This window comes from Pseudorhodobacter sp. E13 (genome assembly GCF_003991405.1).
Taxonomy (GTDB): domain Bacteria; phylum Pseudomonadota; class Alphaproteobacteria; order Rhodobacterales; family Rhodobacteraceae; genus Pseudorhodobacter.
Map to the genome: position 1 here is coordinate 148,927 of NZ_RPEN01000157.1, position 16,191 is coordinate 165,117.

At 59.3% G+C, this 16,191-nt stretch carries 18 protein-coding genes; 6 read left to right on the plus strand and 12 right to left on the minus strand.

What is annotated here, in order from left to right; genetic code table 11:
* Positions 1 to 12: 12 nt before the first annotated feature.
* The 11 genes from EGN72_RS13005 to EGN72_RS13055 all read right to left on the minus strand — a co-directional run bounded on the left by EGN72_RS13005 (position 13) and on the right by EGN72_RS13055 (position 9,863).
* Positions 13 to 1,269: an NAD(P)/FAD-dependent oxidoreductase gene (locus EGN72_RS13005; protein WP_127048265.1), complete on the minus strand. Its 1,257-nt coding sequence runs from the start codon at positions 1,267 to 1,269 to the stop codon at positions 13 to 15.
* Between the two features lie 21 nt (positions 1,270 to 1,290).
* On the minus strand, positions 1,291 to 2,004 hold the full coding sequence (locus EGN72_RS13010; RefSeq protein WP_127048267.1) for a c-type cytochrome: 714 nt from the start codon (positions 2,002 to 2,004) through the stop codon (positions 1,291 to 1,293).
* 1 nt (position 2,005) lies between these two features.
* Positions 2,006 to 3,130, minus strand: a complete 1,125-nt coding sequence (locus EGN72_RS13015) for a c-type cytochrome (RefSeq protein ID WP_127048269.1) — start codon at positions 3,128 to 3,130, stop codon at positions 2,006 to 2,008.
* Positions 3,114 to 4,379, minus strand: a complete 1,266-nt coding sequence (gene soxC / locus EGN72_RS13020) for a sulfite dehydrogenase (protein WP_127048271.1) — start codon at positions 4,377 to 4,379, stop codon at positions 3,114 to 3,116. Before soxC ends, EGN72_RS13015 begins: the two co-directional genes overlap by 17 nt.
* Before the next feature lie 32 nt (positions 4,380 to 4,411).
* Positions 4,412 to 6,103 (minus strand): thiosulfohydrolase SoxB, encoded by a 1,692-nt coding sequence (gene soxB / locus EGN72_RS13025; RefSeq protein ID WP_127048273.1) that lies wholly within the window; start codon positions 6,101 to 6,103, stop codon positions 4,412 to 4,414.
* A 128-nt stretch (positions 6,104 to 6,231) separates the two neighbouring features.
* Positions 6,232 to 7,092 carry a sulfur oxidation c-type cytochrome SoxA gene (gene soxA, locus EGN72_RS13030; RefSeq protein ID WP_127048274.1) on the minus strand — a complete coding sequence of 287 codons (861 nt, stop codon included), beginning with the start codon at positions 7,090 to 7,092 and terminating at the stop codon, positions 6,232 to 6,234.
* A gap of 31 nt (positions 7,093 to 7,123) precedes the next feature.
* Complete coding sequence (gene soxZ, locus EGN72_RS13035; protein WP_127048276.1) at positions 7,124 to 7,453, minus strand: thiosulfate oxidation carrier complex protein SoxZ; 330 nt, start codon at positions 7,451 to 7,453, stop codon at positions 7,124 to 7,126.
* Between the two features lie 17 nt (positions 7,454 to 7,470).
* On the minus strand, positions 7,471 to 7,890 hold the full coding sequence (gene soxY, locus EGN72_RS13040) for a thiosulfate oxidation carrier protein SoxY (RefSeq protein ID WP_127048278.1): 420 nt from the start codon (positions 7,888 to 7,890) through the stop codon (positions 7,471 to 7,473).
* A gap of 53 nt (positions 7,891 to 7,943) precedes the next feature.
* Positions 7,944 to 8,417 (minus strand): sulfur oxidation c-type cytochrome SoxX, encoded by a 474-nt coding sequence (soxX, locus tag EGN72_RS13045; protein ID WP_127048280.1) that lies wholly within the window; start codon positions 8,415 to 8,417, stop codon positions 7,944 to 7,946.
* 135 nt (positions 8,418 to 8,552) lie between these two features.
* Positions 8,553 to 9,113 carry a thioredoxin family protein gene (locus EGN72_RS13050; protein WP_127048282.1) on the minus strand — a complete coding sequence of 187 codons (561 nt, stop codon included), beginning with the start codon at positions 9,111 to 9,113 and terminating at the stop codon, positions 8,553 to 8,555.
* A gap of 12 nt (positions 9,114 to 9,125) precedes the next feature.
* Positions 9,126 to 9,863, minus strand: coding sequence for a cytochrome c biogenesis CcdA family protein (locus tag EGN72_RS13055; RefSeq protein WP_127048284.1), 738 nt, complete (start codon positions 9,861 to 9,863; stop codon positions 9,126 to 9,128).
* A gap of 158 nt (positions 9,864 to 10,021) precedes the next feature.
* On the opposite strand from EGN72_RS13055, the gene EGN72_RS13060 reads away from it, so the two are divergent.
* The 3 genes from EGN72_RS13060 (at position 10,022) to EGN72_RS13070 (ending at position 11,942) form a co-directional block, all read left to right on the plus strand.
* Complete coding sequence (locus EGN72_RS13060) at positions 10,022 to 10,417, plus strand: thioredoxin family protein (protein WP_127048285.1); 396 nt, start codon at positions 10,022 to 10,024, stop codon at positions 10,415 to 10,417.
* A gap of 100 nt (positions 10,418 to 10,517) precedes the next feature.
* Positions 10,518 to 10,874 (plus strand): helix-turn-helix transcriptional regulator, encoded by a 357-nt coding sequence (locus EGN72_RS13065; RefSeq protein ID WP_127048287.1) that lies wholly within the window; start codon positions 10,518 to 10,520, stop codon positions 10,872 to 10,874.
* A gap of 21 nt (positions 10,875 to 10,895) precedes the next feature.
* Positions 10,896 to 11,942: a YeeE/YedE family protein gene (locus EGN72_RS13070; protein WP_127048289.1), complete on the plus strand. Its 1,047-nt coding sequence runs from the start codon at positions 10,896 to 10,898 to the stop codon at positions 11,940 to 11,942.
* Between the two features lie 24 nt (positions 11,943 to 11,966).
* Here the strand turns inward: EGN72_RS13070 and EGN72_RS13075 are convergent, their stop codons facing one another.
* Complete coding sequence (locus tag EGN72_RS13075) at positions 11,967 to 12,869, minus strand: LysR substrate-binding domain-containing protein (RefSeq protein ID WP_127048291.1); 903 nt, start codon at positions 12,867 to 12,869, stop codon at positions 11,967 to 11,969.
* Between the two features lie 196 nt (positions 12,870 to 13,065).
* On the opposite strand from EGN72_RS13075, the gene ugpB reads away from it, so the two are divergent.
* The 3 genes from ugpB to ugpE all read left to right on the plus strand — a co-directional run bounded on the left by ugpB (position 13,066) and on the right by ugpE (position 16,191).
* Positions 13,066 to 14,379, plus strand: a complete 1,314-nt coding sequence (gene ugpB, locus EGN72_RS13080) for a sn-glycerol-3-phosphate ABC transporter substrate-binding protein UgpB (RefSeq protein WP_127048293.1) — start codon at positions 13,066 to 13,068, stop codon at positions 14,377 to 14,379.
* A 61-nt stretch (positions 14,380 to 14,440) separates the two neighbouring features.
* Positions 14,441 to 15,322, plus strand: a complete 882-nt coding sequence (ugpA, locus tag EGN72_RS13085) for a sn-glycerol-3-phosphate ABC transporter permease UgpA (protein ID WP_127048295.1) — start codon at positions 14,441 to 14,443, stop codon at positions 15,320 to 15,322.
* A 32-nt stretch (positions 15,323 to 15,354) separates the two neighbouring features.
* Positions 15,355 to 16,191, plus strand: a complete 837-nt coding sequence (gene ugpE, locus EGN72_RS13090) for a sn-glycerol-3-phosphate ABC transporter permease UgpE (protein WP_127048541.1) — start codon at positions 15,355 to 15,357, stop codon at positions 16,189 to 16,191.

Below are 16,191 nucleotides of genomic sequence, written 5' to 3' on the forward strand. Positions count from 1 at the left end.
CCATCGCAACGGTCAACCGAACATATCGGTCGTGATGCCGGTATACCAACCGATGCTTTCTTCATAAGTTGCCTTGCGCAGGGCGGCATCTTCGCCCGTCTGGCTGATGAAGCTTTCGACCGAGGCGATCTTTTCCGGGGTCGGTTCATAGCTGGCACCGACCTTCACGCCATCATCCGCCGCAATCAGTGACCAGCAGGTGTTGGAATATTTCGCCGGGAACACCTTGGAGCCTGTCAGCGCGCCGCGAATGTGATTGGCGGCAACCTTGGCTTGGCTATTGGCCGAGAAGCCCGATTTCGGCATGTCGCCCTGATCGGTGGAATCGCCCAGAACATAGACGTTCTCGTCAAGTTTCGACAACATGCTGTCGGGATGCACCGGGGCCCAGTTGCCTTCGGTGACACCCGCAAGGCTGGCGATATTGCCTGCGCGCTGGCCGGGGATGACGTTGCACATGTCTACCTTTTCAGCCTCGCCATCGACCACGACTTCCATCGTATCGGGGCGCACCTCAATTGCGTTGCCGCCCATATCGGGGCCGATGCGGGTGATCATGCCCGAGTAATGCTTGTTCCAGCCTTCTTCGAACAGACCCTGTTTGGAGAATTTGTCCTTCGGGTCCAACAGCAGGATTTTCGCGGTCGGGTTATTGGCCTTCAGGTGGCTGGCAACCATTGAAATCCGCTCATACGGGCCGGGGGGGCAGCGGTAGGGGTTGGGCGGGGCAACCATGGCAAAGGTGCCGCCTGCGGGCATCGCGGCCAGTTGCGCCATCAATAGCTGGGTCTGGCTGCCGCCCTTATAGGCATGCGGCATGGCGTTTTGCGATTCAACCGACCAGCCGGGAACCGAGCCTTCGACAAAATCGATGCCGGGCGACAGGACCAGCTTGTCATAGCCAAGGCTGGACCCAGAGGCGAGCGTGACGGTCTTGGCATCACGGTCCACGCCCACGGCATAATCATGCACCACGTTGATGCCATAGTCAGCCGCCAGCTTGCCATAGGTGTGACCAAGGCTTTCAAAGGTGCGGAACCCGCCGAGGTAGAGGTTTGAGAAGAAACAGGTGTAATAGGTGCGCGCCGGTTCGATCAGCACGACATCCATCTCGCCTTTGCTATCTTTCGCCAGATAGCGGGCAACGGTTGCGCCGCCTGCGCCCCCACCCACCACGACAACGCGCGGTTTGGCAGATTGTGCCATGACCATGGGGGCGGCGAGTGTTGCTGTCAGCGAGCCTAGGAAAAGTCTTCTGTTCAGTGTCATCTTGTCTTCCTCCCTTTATGATTAGTCTTCGATCGTCGCGTAATAGGCAGCCAGCGCCGCTATCTCCTCATTCGACAGGCGGCCTGCCATCATCTGCATCACAGGATGGGGCCGGAGTTTCACCTTATAGGCATGCAAGGCCGCGACAAAATCTTCTTCGGGCCAATTGGTGATAGAGGGGATGCCATCGGCGCTGCCATCTTTTTGGTGGCAGGTGGTGCATTCGGCCGACAGGTATTCGCCATATTCCGGGTCGCCTTCCAGTGCGAGGATTTCGGGCGCAAGGTCGGGCACGGTGCGGATGGCGGTGGGTTGCGCTTCGGGAATGTTTTGCGGGCTGTCGGAATAGTCACGCAGAAAGGCCATCAGATCATGGCGTTGCGTAGGGTCAGTAAGGCCGCGATAGTTCATGCGGGTGCCGGATACCAGCGCCTTGGGGTTTTCGATATAGGCGTCCAGACGTTCGATCGTCCAGTCCAGCCCGTCCGCGCCCATCCGCGCCATGGATTTGGAATATTTGAAACCGTCCATGCTGCCCGCACGGCGGCCATAAATGCCGTTCAGGCTGGGTCCGATGCGGTTTTTGGCATCGGGGCCGACCATATGGCATTGCTTGCACTCTTTTCCGAAAATATCCGCGCCTTTCGCGGCATCGCCCAAGGTTTCCGCAGCACCCGGGCCGACAAGCCCAGGTGCTGTAAGGAGAAGGGCGAGGAGGAAACGCCCGCTCCCCATGTTATTGCCCGAAGGTTGCAAGATAGGCGATGACGGCGTCACGCTCTTCGACTTTGCGCAGCCCGGCAAAGGACATCTTGGTCTTTGCGATGACCGATTTCGGCTTTTCAAGGAAAGCATGCAGGGTTGCATCATCCCAGATCATGCCATTCGCGCCCGCTTCGGCCATATCGGCAGAGTATTTGAAGCCGTCAACCGCGCCGATGGCATTGCCCACGACGCCGTTAAGGATAGGGCCGGTGCTGTTTTTGGCACCGTCACCAACCTTATGGCAGGCGGCGCATTTCTTGAACACCTTTTCGCCTGCGGCGACCAGTTCCGGGTCAGCGGCGGCCACTTCGACAGCGGGTGCTGCTTCGGGGGCGGCCTCTTCGGCTTTCTTCTCAGGCTCGGCAGCGGGTGCGGCAGTGGGTTCTGCGGCTGGTTCGGCGGCAGGCTCTGCTGCGGGCGCGGCGGCACCCCCTTCGACAGCGGCGCCGGGCGGCGGGCCTTCGCCATCGGTCGGATCACCGGGGGTCACATCCAGCACGCTGGCGTGCATGGTGATCTTTACCTCATCCTTGCAGTTTTCCATGCAGGCAGCTTGCGAAAACTGCGGGTATTCGGTGGTTTCCCGGTCATCGACAAAGAACCCGCCTGCGTTCGGCAATTCGAACGAAGCAAGGTTTTCATTCGACAGAACGAAGTCATCCTCGATCAGGTTGTTGGAATAGAGGATATAGGCGACGATGGCGTAAACCTCATCGGGTTCCAGCGTCTGCGCCGCGCCGAAGGGCATGGAGCGGTTGACGTAATCCCATACCGTTGACAGATGCGGCCAATAGCTGCCCACGGTTTTCAGCGGGTCGTCGCGGTTCAGCGTGTTCATGCCGCCCGCAAGCTTGGGCCAGTTGTCGATGCCTTCGGCAAAATCGCCATGGCAGGCGGCGCATTTTTCGGCAAAGACTTCCTCACCGACGATGGCGTCACCAGAGCCTTCGGGCAGGCCAAGGCCATCGGGGCGCACATCTTTGTCCCATGCGGCGATTTCTTCGGGCAAGGCGGGACGGCCAAGGCCGAAATCGCCCGCGATTGCGGGGGTTGCCAGCAGCGTTGCCGCAAAGGCCAGATTAAGAAACTTCGACATTTTCAGCCTCCCCGTTTGGTTTGACCCACCAGGTTTGGATACAGTTGTTATGATAGACCGAATTCACGCCGCGCACTTCGCGCAGTTGTGCCTTGGTCGGTTGAACATAGCCGGTGCTGTCGGTCACGCGCGATTGCAGCAGCATTTCTTCGCCCTGCCAGTTGTGATCGAAGTAGAACCGGGTCAGCGCCATTGGCTGGCCGGGGGCGGCAAGCCGCGCCTGTTTCCACGTTTTGCCACCGTCCAGCGACACATCTACGCCCGTCACGGCACCGCGGCCTGACCATGCCAAGCCGGTGATGACCAAGGGGCCGTGACCATGGGTGATCGGCACTTGCGGGCTGGGCGAGGTGACGACGGATTTCGCATCCATCACCCAAGTCCATTTGCGGCTGGTGCCATCTTCCATCGTGTCGGTGTATTTGGAGGTTTCCTCGCGGCTTTCCACCGGCGCGTCGGTCACTTCCATGCGGCGCAGCCACTTGACCCAGAGGTTGCCTTCCCAGCCCGGCACGACCAGACGCACCGGATAGCCATGTTCCATGCGCAGCGCTTCGCCATTGGCCTTGAAAGCGATCATGCAATCGTCCAGCGCCTTTTCCATCGGGATGGAACGCCCGTTGGACGAGGCATCGGCCCCTTCGACAAACAGCCAGGTGCCTTCGGGCTTGATACCCGCTTCGTCCAGCAAGGTGCGCAGGGTGACGCCGGTATATTCCATGTTGTGAATCATACCATGGGTGAACTGCGAGCCGTTAAGCTGCGCGCCGGCCCATTCCATCCCTGTGTTGGCGGCACATTCCAGAAAGAAGGTGCGGGTGACGCGGGGAAAGCGTTCTAGATCGGCATAGGTAAAGACCAGCGGCGTATCAACCAACCCGTTGATCATCAGGCGGTAATCTTCCTTTGCCAGCTCAATCGCGCCGGAATGGTGACGCTCAAACGCGCAGCCTTGCGGGGTGATCGTGCCATCTAGCGCGTGAATCGGCGTGAAGTTGATGGAGGAGATCACATCCGCCGTCAGCCACGATACGTTGCGGCGCACCACATCGGATTCAAAGCGGATCGGCAGGCCGTAGGGGGTGGCATCGACGCCCTCGCCCAGACCCGAGGCCCATTCCTGCACCTCGGTGATCAGCGGATCAGGGGTTTGCGCACTTGCGGCATTGGCGACAAGGGCGGTGCCTGTCGCGGCAGAGGCGGCCAGAAAGCCGCGCCGGGTTGTGCCTGATTTGGGTTCGTTTGACATGACGAAACCTTTCTAAAGCGGTTGTTGATGGGTCAGGCCCCGGTCACTTTGACCGAGGTATTGGGGTCTAGTTTAATCGTGCCGATCTTGCGGATATGGCTTTCGACCACGTCCCAGATGGGCGGGCCTTCGGTGCCTTCATTGACCGATGCCCAGCCCGCAACGACATAGTTGCGCGCGGGGTCAATCGCCTCGCCGGTTTTCAGCAGGGTCATTTCGGAAATGCGCTTACCCATGGGTTGGCCCACGTCAATCGCAAAGCCCATGCCACCCACGCGCACCATATCACCGCCTTGCTGGTAATAGGGGTCGGGGTTGAACAGGTTATCGGCCACGTCTTCGAGAATGACATTCAGGAATTCGCCTGTCATTTCCGTGCGATAGCAGTTCGGGTAGGTCATGGAGGTGGCGTTGTAGATATCTTCGCGGGTGATGTTTTCCCCCGGCATCACAGAGGCCCCCCAGCGCACGCCGGGCGACATGACAATCTCGGCGTCACGTTCCGACAGCATGGCGTCGCAGATCAGATCATCCCATGTGCCGTTGAAGTTGCCGCGCCGATACAGCAGGCTTTCGGTTTTGCCGACAACCTCTTCCAACTGCTCCTTGAAGGGCGCACGCTCGGCGTCGATCAGCGCGGCCATTTCGGCATCGGGGGTGATGACATCGGCAAAGATCGGGATCAGCTTGTGGCGGAAGCCCATCATCTTGCCATCGCGCACATCCAGATCGACGCGGCTGACATATTTGCCGTGGGAGCCAGAGGCGATCAGGATGGTTTCGCCGACCAGAACCGGCTCGGGGATGGCGTCATGGGTGTGGCCCGTCAGGATCACGTCGATGCCCGACACGCGAGAGGCCATCTTGCGATCCACGTCAAAGCCGTTGTGCGACAACACGACCACAAGGTCCGCCCCTTCGGCGCGCACCTCATCCACCATTTCCTGCATGCGTTCATCGCGGATACCAAAGGAGTATTCGGGGAACATCCAGCCGGGGTTGGCGATGGGCATATAGGGGAAGGCTTGGCCGATCACGGCGATTTTCGCGCCACCGCGTTCGAACCATGTATAGGGGTCAAAGGCGGGTTCATCCCATTCGGCGTCAAAGATGTTCTGGCCAAGGAAGGGGAAGGGCAAGCCTTCGACGATTTCCTTGACGCGTTCGGTGCCCAGCGTCCATTCCCAATGCGAGGTCATCGCCTCGACGCCCAGCTTGTTCATGACGTTCACCACGTCCTGTCCCTTGGTCAGAAGCGAGGTCATGGAGCCGTGCCAGGTATCGCCGCCATCCAGCAAGATCGCCTCGGGGCGTTCGGCGCGGATGGATTTGACGACGGTGGCCACGCGGTCCATCCCGCCCATTTTGCCATAGGTTTTGCCCAGCGCGACAAAATCCTCATAGGTCAGGGCATAGGCTTCGGGGCTGCCGGGTTGCAGGTTGAACTGCTTGATGAAATCCATCCCGGTGATATGGGGCGGCACGCCTTTCACCTCGCCCACGCCGATATTGATTTCCGGCTCGCGGAACCAGATCGGCTTTAGCTGGGCGTGGATGTCGGTGATGTGGATCAGGGTGACATTGCCGAAAGCATCAAACTGCAAAAGCTGATCCTGAGTCAGGGCCTGCTGCGCTGCAAGGCGTGACCAGTTGCCAACGCCAGAGGCACCGTAAAGCGCCGATGCGGCCACCGAGGCCTGTAAAAACTCGCGCCGCGAGATCATGCTGTGATCCTTTCCTTGCAGACAAACCTTTCCCGTGCGCCCAAACAGGGCGGGAGAGCAGATGCCAGATTTTCTAAATTTCCAAACGAATAGGCGGGTGCCCGAGCGTGCCGGGCACCCGCTATTGGTTAGTGGCGCACCGATACGCCTTCAACCGCCAGACCATTGCCGCGCGCAGCGACATACAGTTCCAGCGCGTTGAATTCATCCGAACCCGCCGCAAAGGTTTCGGCGCGGGTATCCCGCACGCAACCGACAAAGCGGCTTTGCGGCGAGACAAGGCCTGCGTCCTTCAGGCGATACACCGGAAAGCCGTTGATATGGCCTTGGGACAAATGGTCCGAGCGGATGTAGTTGCCATAGTTATCCTCATGGCAGCTTGCGCAGGACAGTTCCAACTGGCCGTAACGGGTATAGTAGATTTCTTTACCTTTTTCGTAGAACGGCGCTGCCGCCCCATCAATGGCAACATTCACCAACTCGCCGCGCGACTGGAACGAGATCAGCGCGAGCATATCGGTCATCTCGCTGCCGCGCAGGTTCAACGCTTCTGCCCCCATGCGGGTCGTGCGGCAGTCGTTGACATAGGCCTCGATGTTCATGACCTTGCCGGTCTTTTCATCGACGCGCGGTGTCACGGCGCGCAGGCCCTTCATGCTTTCCGGGCCTTCGTGGCAAGAGGCGCAGGATTTGCCTTCGGTGCCCTGCACGGCGTTCCACGCATCAAGCCCACGATCCACAAAGATCATGCCGGGATTGTCGAAATCGTCCATCTGCATGGCGCGGGTTTCGGTATCGCGGAACGCCCAGCCCGAGATCAACTCGGTCAAGGCGCCGTCGAGATGCGCCGGGGCCGGCGCACGAATGGTGATTTCAGTGCCGTCGATGACAAGCGCATCATCGACCGGCTCTGCCATGGCCGCGCCGGTAAAGGCGAAGCCAAGAATTGCGGTTGCGGCCAGTGCCGTCTTGATTGTCCGCTGCGTCATACTGTTTCCTCCCTATATGCTGCTGCGGCGATCAAGCGATTTCGATCGGCTTGCTGTCCTCATAGACAGAGCCATCGTCATCATACCATGTGAACTTGAACTCGCCTGCTTCGCCGACAACCGCCTCAAATTCGATATAGGGGTTGGTAGAGATCGCAGGCTCCAGCTTCACGTCGATGACGTTCTTGCCGTTGAAATCGCAGGTGAAGCGGTTGATGATCGAACGCGGGATCACGTTGCCGTCTTTGTCCTTGCGCTGGCCGGATTCCATCGGGTGGCTGATCAGCGTTTTCAGCACGACAGCCTCACCAGCCTTGGCTGATTTCGGCACTTTCACGCGGGGTTTTACATCGTTTGCCATGTGTTTTTCTCCCTAAATCAGCCGCCGCAGCCGCCGATGGTGACCTTAACTTCCGAAGACGTGCGCACGAAGCTGCCATCTGCCAGTTTGGCGATTGCAATCACGTCTTGCGTCTTGGACAGGCGAATCCGGGTAGAGGCCATATGCGCCCCGGCCAGTTCGCCGAAGGTAAAGGTCGCAACCGCGGGGGTCGGGTTGCCAGCCGCAAGCACCATGATCGCAGAGGCGCCGGGCGCATCTACGGAAACCGGAACGGTGTTGCCGTTTTCGGCGATTTCAGGGGCGGTCAGCGTAACGCCAGCGCCATCGGTGACAGCCGCACCGCCGGTAAAGGCCGCAACAGCCTCTTCTACACTTGCCAATGCGGGCAGCGGGATCGCAGCGGCAGCCACGCTTCCCAGTGCAAGCACAAGCGCTTCTCTTCTTGAAAGGATCATCTCATCACTCCTCAGTCGCGTCCGGGCCTTGTGCCGGACAGGGGTGTCACGGTTTATTCTTTGAACGTCATCAGATAGGCGACGACGTCTTCGATCTGCTGCGCGGTCAGAATCGGCGGCAGCGGCTCAGTGCCTGCTTTGCCGGTATAGGCATCGCCGGGGCGGATATAGCCGGATGTTTTGTAGAACGAGGGCATAACGGTGCCGTCGAATGTCATTTTGGCATTCGCGACGATGCCGCGAAGCTGGGCCTCGCTCCAGCGGTCGGCCGCACCGTCAAGCGCCGGGCCAACCGTTCCGGGGAACGGAATGTCCTTGCTGATTTCGGCCGCATGGCACGCCACGCAATTGCCCAGACCAGCCGTCGCAAAAACCTTCTTGCCCTCTTCCGGGTTGCCCGGTGTTCCGCTCAGTGATTGTTCAACTGCACCTTCCGTGTATGCCACGGTTTCCGGCGCAACTTCTGCCATGGCAACACCCGCGCTGAACGCAGAAATCGCCATGCCAAGCATAAATTGGCGCTTCATTCGAAGACCTCCCTGTTTCCTCCGAATCCGAGGATAGACCAAGCATCCCATGGTATGCAATAATGATATTTCAATTATTGCATATCTTCTTGGTGTTACCGCAATCATGCGGCCAGAGAGCAGGTCAATGCGCCATCACCCTTGATCGGCCATGGTCCGCGCGAGGTATTTCTGGAAGTGTTCGCCGCTCAGGTATTCCTTGTCCTTGATCCAGGTCAACAAGGCCGCGGTCGTGCCTTTGCCAAAGGCGCCGGGCATAGAGACGATGGCGGCTTGCTGCGCGGTCTGGCCCTCGGCCACCTCTTCAGGGAAGAACATCATTGTCGGGGTGAAAACAACGCCCCAGCGCTGGGCCATTTCCTTTTCCGGCAGGGTGGTGCCGTCAAAATCTGTCACCTCGACATCGCCAAACAGGTTCATCTGCACGACAAAGTAATTCTCGGAAATCAGGGCTTCGATCTTGGGGTCGGGAAACACTTCTTCATGCATCTTGGTGCAATAAATGCAGCCGCGCTGCTCCCAGATCACCAACAGCCGCTTGCCGGTCGCATTGGCCTCGGCCAGATCCTCGGACAAATCCTTGAACGTGTCGCGCAGCCATGCTGGCTTGTGCAAACCGTCATCGCCCAGATCTGCCGCCGAAACCGGCAGGGCAAGGGCAAAAACCATGGCCAATAAGGTGAAAAGACGCGTCATAAGGGCCTCCCGTTATCTGAGTGTGCCGGACCAGTCGAAGTTCCGGATCATGAAATCTGCAATGTAATTGACCGAATTCGTCGCGATCAGAACCGCAAACAGAATCAACATCGCGCCCATTACCTTTTCCACATGGCCAAGGTATTTGCGGTTGCGCCCGACCCAAGCCAGAAACGGCTTGGCAAACAGCGCGGCGATGACGAAAGGCAGGGTCATGGCCAGCCCATAAACCAACAGCAAGCTGCCACCTTGCCACAAATCGCCCATACCACTGGCCACCATCAAGATCGCCGCCAATGCGGGCCCCACACAGGGCGTCCAGCCAAACCCAAAGGCCAGCCCCATGACATAGGCCCCGATCAGGCTGGTCGGCTCTGTCTTTGCGTCAAGCCGCGCTTCGCGATATAAAAACGGCACCTTGATGATCCCAAGGAAATGTAGGCCAAACACCAGCAAGATCGCCGCCGCAACATAGGAAAGCTGGTCCTTCCACTGAATGAATGCCTGCCCCAACGCCGTTGCCCCAAGGCCCAGCATGACAAAGATGCTGGTCACTCCCAGAGCAAAGGCAATGGCAGACCCGACCAGCCTGCGCTGTGCCCCCGGTGCAATCGCCCCGTCACCGCGCAATTCCTGCATCGAAATCCCCGCCATATAAGACAGGTAAAACGGCACCATTGGCAAAATGCAGGGCGACAGAAAACTCAACAGCCCCGCCAAGGCCGCGCCGCCATAACTGATCTCAAACATTGCCAGACACCGCCTTCTTTCTTTTCGGCCCAAATATCCCACGGGGGGTCCGGGGGGTGTGAAACCCCCCGGCTTTGGCCAAAATCCCGGCCATGCGGGGGCTTGCGCCAACATCGATTCATATTACAATGTGAATATATTTTAGTGGGTCGTCAATCATGCGCAGCGCTGCCAAAGCTTTCTTCTTCGCCTTTCGGGTCGCGCTGCTGGCGCTGCTGTTGCCTGCGGTCGCGCCACATGCCGCAAGCGCACAGGAGTGGACGCTTTATATGGTGGAACAGCCCGGATGCATCTATTGCGCCCGCTGGGATGAGGAGGTGGGCGATGCCTACCACCTGACTGCCGAAGGCAAAGCAGCCCCCTTGGCGCGGGTGGACCTGCGCGCGCCCTTGCCCGAAGGCGTGACTTTTGCCCGCAAGGCGGTGTTCACCCCGACCTTCGTGCTGGTGCGGGACGGGCAGGAAATCGACCGGATCGAAGGCTACCCCGGCGAAGATTTCTTTTACGGCCTCTTGGGGGTGATGCTGAAAAACGCAGGTGCGACGGTAGACTAACCTGCCCCTTTGAAAACTTTTTGTGGCGCTTTCGCTTTTCGTGCCATAGTCGCCACAGGCAAAGATGCCGCACAAGACCGGGGAAGGAGTGGGGGCGCAGATGCCTGACACAGCCAGACCAACAACAGAGATCATCAGCGGCGCAACCTGCGCCTCGATTCCGCCTGAGCAGATGATGCAAAACGCGTTTGAGGCGGCCAATTTCCTCAAGGCGCTCGCGCATGAGGGGCGGTTGATGATCTTATGTCACCTGTCCTCTGGCCCCAAAAGCGTGACGGAGTTGGAGAACCTGCTGTCCTCGCGGCAGGCGGCGGTCAGCCAGCAACTCGCCCGCCTGCGGCTGGAGGGGCTGGTTTCGGCGCAGCGGGATGGCAAGGCGATCTTCTATTCGCTGCAAGACCCCAAGGTCGTCCGGGCCGTTGCCTTGGTCTATGACATGTTCTGCAACCCAAGCTGAAATCACCAAAGGGGGCGAAGAGTGGACAGCATACCATATGGCGCGATTGCGGCTTTGGCGGGGCTGGTTGCGGGGCTGGTCCTTGGACTTGCGGCGCGGTTGGGCGATTTTTGCACCTTGGGCGCATTGGAATCCGCGCTTTACGGTAATGATCAGCGGCGCTTGCGGCTGTGGGGTGTGGTGCTGGGCGTGGCGATTTTTGGCACCTTCCTTGGCGATGCGCTGGGCCTGATTGATGTTTCGGCCAGCTTTTACCATCAGATCGCGTGGAACCCGCTTGCCTCGATCTTTGGCGGATTGCTGTTCGGTTATGGCATGGCGATGGCTGGAAACTGCGGTTTCGGGGCCTTGGTGCGCTTTGGCGGCGGTGATTTGCGGTCTTTGGTCGTGGTGGTTGTGATGGGCATTTTTGCCTTTGTCGCTTTGTCCGGCCCGCTTGCCCCGCTGCGCGCGACCTTGTTTCCGCAGCAAGACGCCAGTGGCCCGCAAGGCATCGCCTATGATCTGGGCGGGTTGATTGGGGCCTCACCTTTGGCGATTGCGGCAGTTCTGGCGGCTTTGCTGCTGGGCTGGGCGCTGGCCCATGCGCCTTTGCGCGCCCGGCCCCGGCAGGTGGCTTGGGGCATTGCGGCCGGGGTTGCGGTGGTCTGGTCTTTTGCCGCCACCAGTTGGATCGCCGCCGACAGCTTGGGCGAAGTGCAGGTCGAAGGCTTGTCCTTTACCGCGCCGCTGGGCCGCACGCTGATCTGGTTGATGACCTCTACCGCCGGGGGAATTTCCTTTTCGGTGGGTTCTGTCTGCGGAGTGTTGATCGGGGCCTTGGCGGGGTCCATTTGGCGCGGGCTGTTCCGCTGGGAGGCCTGCGAAGACCCGCGCGAATTGGGGCGGCAGGTGTCTGGCGCTGCGATGATGGGCGTGGGCGGCGTGATCGCGCTTGGCTGTTCGGTGGGGCAAGGCGTATCGGCCTTTGCCACGCTTGCCTGGTCCGGCCCAGTCACTTTGGCGGCGATTGCGGTTGGCGCGGCCTTTGGGTTGCGGCAATTGATCGGCGGTTTTCAACCTGACTAGGGCGTTTCGCTGTCATGCCGCGCCTCAAGCCTGCTCAAACCCGCGCAGGCTGTCGCGGAAAAGCTCCATGAATTCCAGCGTGATCATCGACGGGTGTTTATGCACGGGCCGCACCAGTGACAACCTGTGCGGGATCGCAGGGGCAAAAGGCCGATAGGCCAACCCGCGCGCACGATAGCCCGCAGCATCCAGTTCCGAGATGATGGACACCCCGACCCGCCGCGCCACCAATTCGCAAGCGGCGGTAAACTGGCGCGCTTCGACCACGGGTTTGATTTCGACCCCGGCGGCCAGAAACGCCTCGTTCAACTCGCGGAAAAAGGCGCTGTCACGGCGGGTATGGATCAGCCGTTCCTCGGCCAGATCGGCGGGGGTGATGGTTTTCTTGGCCGAAAGCGGATGGTCGGCGGGAAAGACACAGACCGACCGGATCAGCACGGTTTCACTGTCCACCGCCGGGTGGCCTTCGAACCCGTCGGTGATACCGCAGTCATATTGCTCTCCGATGATCCATTCCAGAATACGTTCGGGGCGGTCGGGTTCGATTGTCACCGTCACGCCGGGGCGTTCGGCCAGAAAGCGGGCGATGATGTCGGGCAGGTGGCTGGTGGCAAAGCCGGGCAAGCAGGCCACGCGCAGATGCCCTGCCTTGCGGGTGGTGATATTGCGGCTGGTGTCGTGCAACTGGTTCATCATTTCCAGCATGCGGCGAATATCGGGCAGCAGGAATCGCGCCTCTTGCGTGGGCACAAGGCGGCCTTCGCGGCGGTCGAACAGTTGAAAGCCCATTTCCTCGGACAGGTCCGAGATCAGCCGGCTGACCGCAGGTTGCGAGATGCCAAGATCGGACGCGGCGCGGGTCATCGACCCGTGTTCCGCCACGGTATTCAGCGCTTCGAGTTGCCGGAGTTGAAAGCGTGCGTGCATCTTTGGCCTGATTTGACTGGGGCGCTGCTATTTTCATAATATTATGTTATGACGATGTAAAAAGAAATACTGTTGTCTTATAACTTTCATAGAGTATCGTTAGCGAGTTGGAGGAGCGATACGGCGCAAAGGCGGTGTCGTCTTTTTGTTCAATCGGCCTGTCTGTTCGGGCCGCCATCCACGTTGGGAGGATACAATGAAGAAGTTTGCAATCGGCGCAATGATCGCCGGAACCACGATGTTGTCGCCGCTGGTCGCCAGCGCGCAGACCGAGATTCAATTCTGGCATGCCTTCACCGGCCGTCTGGGAGAGCTGGTGGACGCGCAGGTCGTGGCCTTTAACGGCGGGCAGTCGGACTACAAGGTCGTTGCCAGCCACAAGGGCAACTATTCTGAAACCCTGAATGCCGGGATTGCTGCGTTCCGCGCGGGTGAACAGCCTGATATTCTGATGGTGTTCGAAGTGGGCACCGCCACGATGATGGGGGCCAAAGGTGCTGTGAAGCCGGTGTTTCAGGTGATGGCCGATGCGGGTGCCAGTTTTGACCAAGACGCCTATATCGGCGCGGTAAAGGGCTATTACACCGATACCGATGGCCAGATGCTGTCGCTGCCGTTCAACTCCTCTACGCCGGTGCTGTGGGTGAACCGCGATGCGCTGACCGCTGCCGGGATTGATGCCGATGTCGACCTGTCGACATGGGATAAAATCGGCCCGGTGCTGGATCAGTTGAAAGCGGCAGGCAGCACTTGCCCGCTGACGACGGCTTGGCAGAGCTGGATTCATCTGGAAAACCTGTCAGCCTATCACAACGTGCCCTTTGCCACCAAAGACAACGGCTTTGCCGGGCTGGATGCGGAACTGGCCTTCAACAGCCCGCTTCAGGTCAAGCATGTGCAGACCATGGGTGACTGGGCCAAGGATGGCAAATTCATCTATGCCGGGCGTCGCAACGAAGGCGGTGCAAACTTCCGCGCCGGTGAATGCGCGCTGTTCACCGAAAGCTCGGCTGGCTATGCAGGTATCAAGGCCGAAGCAAAATTCGCCTTTGACGTGCGCCCCTTGCCCTATTGGGAAGGGGTGGAAGGTGCGCCTTTGAACACGATCATCGGCGGGGCCTCGCTTTGGGTGATGGAAGGCAAGGATGAGGCGAATTACAAAGGTGTTGCCGAATTCCTGAACTATCTGTCCTCGACCCCGGTGCAGGCGCAATGGCATCAGGATACCGGCTATCTGCCGATCACCGCAGCGGCAGGCGATGCCACCCGCGAGGCTGGTTTCTATGAGGCCAATCCAGGCACCGATATCGCTGTGATCCAGATGACGACGAACACGCCCACCGCCAATTCCAAGGGCATCCGTCTGGGCAACTTCGACCAGATCCGCACGATCATCGACGAAGAGCTGGAAGGTGTCTGGTCCGGTGGCAAAGACGCGCAAACAGCGTTGGACAGTGCTGTGACCCGTGGCAACGAATTGCTGCGCCGGTTTGAGGCTGCAAGCCGCTAAACCAGAGTGTCAGGCGGGGGGGGGTGCGCCCCCGCCTGATGTATTTGCAGGGGGGGGATGAATGGAAAAGCGCGTGACGTTCAAGGGCTGGAAGCTGCCCTTGCTGTTGATTTTGCCGCAGGTTTTTGTGTCGGCGGTGTTTTTCTTTTACCCGGCGGTGCAGGCGATCTGGCAGTCGATGTTCATCCCCGACCCCTTCGGCCTGTCGACCCGGTTTGTGGGCCTTGGGAATTTTGAATACCTGTTTTCCAACAGCCATTATCGCGCGTCTTTTGTGACGACTGCGGTGTTTTCGCTTCTGGTCACGCTGTGTTCCATGGTGCCTGCACTGTTTCTGGCCGTGCTGGCCGATCGCTTGGTCAAAGGCGCCGGAACCTACCGCACCTTGCTGATCTGGCCCTATGCCATTGCGCCGGCTGTGGCGGGGGTGCTCTGGCTGTTCATGTTCAACACGCGCATCGGCATTGTGTCATGGTATCTGGGCAAGCTGGGCTATGACTGGAACCATGTGCTGAATGGGGCCGAGGCGATGGGGCTTGTCGTCGTTGCCTCTAGCTGGGGGCGCATCAGCTATAACTTTTTGTTCTTTTTCGCGGCCCTGCAAGCCGTCCCGAAATCGGTGATCGAGGCGGCGGCGATTGATGGCGCGCGATTCTGGCGGCGGTTCTTTACCATCGTCTTGCCGCTGATCTCGCCTACTACGTTTTTCCTGCTGGTGGTCAATGTGGTCTATGCCTTCTTTGAAACCTTCGGCGTTATTCACACCATCACCGGGGGTGGGCCGCAGCAAAGCACCACGATCCTTGTGTATAAGGTGTTTTCCGATGGGTTCGTGGGGCAGGATCTTGGCTCCTCTGCCGCGCAATCGGTGATTTTGCTGGTGGTTGTCGGTGCGCTGACGGTGGTGCAATTCAAGTTTCTGGAAAAGAGGGTGCATTACTGATGGCGCTTTTTTCACAAGACGAACCCACGGGCATGGTGGAACGGCGCGGCGCGGGGCTGTGGCTGACGCATGTGCTGATGATCTGCGGCGTGCTGGTCGTGTTCTTCCCGATCTGGCTGGCCTTTGTTGCCTCTACGGTGACGCAGGCCGATATTGTCAGCCCGCCTTTGCCACTGATCCCCGGCGGGCATTTCTGGGATAATTACAGCCGCGCGCTGTTTTCCGGCGTCAATGTTCCGGTGGGCACAATGCTGGTCAACAGCCTGATCATGGCGATTGGCATCGCGGTCGGCAAAATCGTGATTTCGCTGCTGTCGGCCTTTGCGATTGTGTATTTCCGCTTTCCGGGGCGGAACCTGTTTTTCTGGCTGATCTTTCTGACACTGATGCTGCCGGTAGAGGTGCGGATTGTGCCGACCTATGAGGTGGTGGCCAGTTTCGGGATGCTGAACAGCTATTCCGGGCTGATCTTTCCGCTGATCGCCAGCGCCACGGCCACCTTCCTGTTCCGCCAGTTCTATCTGACCGTGCCGGATGAATTGGCCGAGGCAGCGCGCGTCGATGGTGCCAGCCCAATGCGGTTTTTCTGGGATATCATCTTGCCGATGAGCCGCACCAATATCGCGGCGCTGTTCGTGATCTTGTTCATCTATGGCTGGAACCAGTATCTCTGGCCGCTGCTGGTCACAACCGACCCCGAAATGAACACCATCGTCATGGGCATCAAGCAGATGTTCCCCAGCGGCGATGATCTGGCCGATTGGCCGGTCATCATGGCAACGTCGATCCTTGCGATGGTGCCCCCGATTTTCGTGGTGGTGTCGATGCAGAAACTTTTCATTCGTGGGCTAGTGGACAGCGAGAAATAA

Excerpts from the sequence above, each read along its gene's own strand:
- soxZ (WP_127048276.1), bottom strand. The coding sequence starts at position 7,453 with ATGGCAAACGATGTAAAACCCCGCGTGAAAGTGCCGAAATCAGCCAAG.
- soxY (WP_127048278.1), bottom strand. The coding sequence starts at position 7,890 with ATGATCCTTTCAAGAAGAGAAGCGCTTGTGCTTGCACTGGGAAGCGTG.
- soxX (WP_127048280.1), bottom strand. The coding sequence starts at position 8,417 with ATGAAGCGCCAATTTATGCTTGGCATGGCGATTTCTGCGTTCAGCGCG.
- EGN72_RS13050 (WP_127048282.1), bottom strand. The coding sequence starts at position 9,113 with ATGACGCGTCTTTTCACCTTATTGGCCATGGTTTTTGCCCTTGCCCTG.
- EGN72_RS13060 (WP_127048285.1), top strand. The coding sequence starts at position 10,022 with ATGCGCAGCGCTGCCAAAGCTTTCTTCTTCGCCTTTCGGGTCGCGCTG.
- EGN72_RS13055 (WP_127048284.1), bottom strand. The coding sequence starts at position 9,863 with ATGTTTGAGATCAGTTATGGCGGCGCGGCCTTGGCGGGGCTGTTGAGT.
- ugpB (WP_127048293.1), top strand. The coding sequence starts at position 13,066 with ATGAAGAAGTTTGCAATCGGCGCAATGATCGCCGGAACCACGATGTTG.
- EGN72_RS13065 (WP_127048287.1), top strand. The coding sequence starts at position 10,518 with ATGCCTGACACAGCCAGACCAACAACAGAGATCATCAGCGGCGCAACC.
- EGN72_RS13005 (WP_127048265.1), bottom strand. The coding sequence starts at position 1,269 with ATGACACTGAACAGAAGACTTTTCCTAGGCTCGCTGACAGCAACACTC.
- EGN72_RS13015 (WP_127048269.1), bottom strand. The coding sequence starts at position 3,130 with ATGTCGAAGTTTCTTAATCTGGCCTTTGCGGCAACGCTGCTGGCAACC.
- EGN72_RS13075 (WP_127048291.1), bottom strand. The coding sequence starts at position 12,869 with ATGCACGCACGCTTTCAACTCCGGCAACTCGAAGCGCTGAATACCGTG.
- EGN72_RS13010 (WP_127048267.1), bottom strand. The coding sequence starts at position 2,004 with ATGGGGAGCGGGCGTTTCCTCCTCGCCCTTCTCCTTACAGCACCTGGG.
- ugpA (WP_127048295.1), top strand. The coding sequence starts at position 14,441 with ATGGAAAAGCGCGTGACGTTCAAGGGCTGGAAGCTGCCCTTGCTGTTG.
- soxB (WP_127048273.1), bottom strand. The coding sequence starts at position 6,103 with ATGATCTCGCGGCGCGAGTTTTTACAGGCCTCGGTGGCCGCATCGGCG.
- soxA (WP_127048274.1), bottom strand. The coding sequence starts at position 7,092 with ATGACGCAGCGGACAATCAAGACGGCACTGGCCGCAACCGCAATTCTT.
- soxC (WP_127048271.1), bottom strand. The coding sequence starts at position 4,379 with ATGTCAAACGAACCCAAATCAGGCACAACCCGGCGCGGCTTTCTGGCC.
- ugpE (WP_127048541.1), top strand. The coding sequence starts at position 15,355 with ATGGTGGAACGGCGCGGCGCGGGGCTGTGGCTGACGCATGTGCTGATG.